Genomic DNA, 1,283 nt, shown 5'->3' with positions numbered 1-1,283 from the left:
GGCGTTCCCGGGCGCGGAGCCCGCGGAGCGGACGGGGCCGCGCGGAGTCCGCGGAGAGGCGTCGCGAAGAGGTCGCGTCCGGGCTGTTGACACGGATTCAGTAGGTCTTACCGTAGGTAACCCCGGAGGGGCCGAACGGTCGGCTGCCCGCGTCCGACTGCCGGGAGCCGTGATCAGGAGCCGTGATGAGGAAGAGCGACGAGCACGACGACCTGGTGCTGACGCCCCGCGACGTCCGGTTCGACTGGGAGAACCTGCCGCTGCACTGGATCCCCCGCGAACCCCTGGCCACCCACGTGGTCAACGTGCTGCACCTGCTGCTCCCGGAGGGCGAACGCTGGTTCGTGCGGGTCTTCCTGCAGACGATGCCGCTGATCACGGACGAGGAACTGCGGGCCCGGGTCCTCGGGTTCACCGGCCAGGAGGCCGTGCACGCCGAGGCCCACCAGGGCGTGCTGGACCACCTGGCCGCCAAGGGCGTGCCGATCGACCCCTACGTCACGCAGGTCGCGTACCTCTTCCACCACGTGCTCGGCGACATCCCCGGTCAAGGCCCCCGCCGGGAGCGCCAGTACCTGATCGAGCGCGTCGCGATCATCGCCGGGATCGAGCACTTCACCGCCTTCCTCGGCGACTGGATCCTCAACGCGACGGCGCTCGACCGCGCCGGCGCCGACCCGGTCATGCTCGACCTGCTGCGCTGGCACGGCGCGGAGGAGGTCGAACACCGCGCCGTCGCCTACGACCTGCTGCGGCACCTCGACCGCGGCTACGTCCGCCGCATCCGCACGATGGTGATCGCCACCACGACCCTGGCCCGGCTGTGGATCCGCGGGGTCAGGTACCTGGCCGCGGTGGACCCCGAACGCCGCCCGGGGAGCAGGGCCCGGTGGCGGGACGTGGCGAGGGCCGCGCGCAGGGGACTGCTGCCCGACCCGGTGAGACTCGTCGTCTCCGTGCTGCGCTACCTGGGCCCGGGCTACCACCCCACCCAGGAGGGGTCGACGGAGCAGGCCGTCGCCTACCTCGGCACCTCGCCGGCCGCCCGGGCCGCCGCCCACTGACCGAGACGCAGGAGAACCGCATGCCCAGGCCGCCACGACCGACCCCGCCGCCGGACCTGTTCGGCAAGGACCGGCCGGACCGCTTCCTGACCGGCCTTCAGCGGTTCACGTCCCTGTACGTTCCGCTGACCAGCCGCAGGCGGTACCGGCCCCGCCCGCCGGAGGGCGGCCGCCCCGCCGAACTCACGGTGGCCCGGCGGGAGTACGTGGCCCCGGACG

General features: G+C 73.2%; 1 protein-coding gene and 1 pseudogene. Both read left to right on the top strand.

The annotated features are described in order from the left end of the window. Nucleotides 1-185 precede the first annotated feature (185 nt). Complete coding sequence (locus tag HW445_RS31390) at nt 186-1,064, top strand: metal-dependent hydrolase (protein ID WP_180224164.1); 879 nt, start codon at nt 186-188, stop codon at nt 1,062-1,064. A 20-nt stretch (nt 1,065-1,084) separates the two neighbouring features. Next, nucleotides 1,085-1,283, top strand: a pseudogene (locus HW445_RS31385) (oxidoreductase); the annotation flags it as partial.

It is taken from the genome of Streptomyces sp. UH6 (assembly GCF_013421635.1).
In the GTDB taxonomy this organism is placed as follows: domain Bacteria; phylum Actinomycetota; class Actinomycetes; order Streptomycetales; family Streptomycetaceae; genus Streptomyces; species Streptomyces abyssomicinicus.
The sequence above is the reverse complement of the archived record's forward strand: the minus strand, read 5'-3'. Positions and strand labels throughout refer to the sequence as shown.

What these genes read in the sequence shown, in the direction of transcription:
- HW445_RS31390 (WP_180224164.1), top strand. Translation starts at nt 186, where the DNA reads ATGAGGAAGAGCGACGAGCACGACGACCTGGTGCTGACGCCCCGCGAC.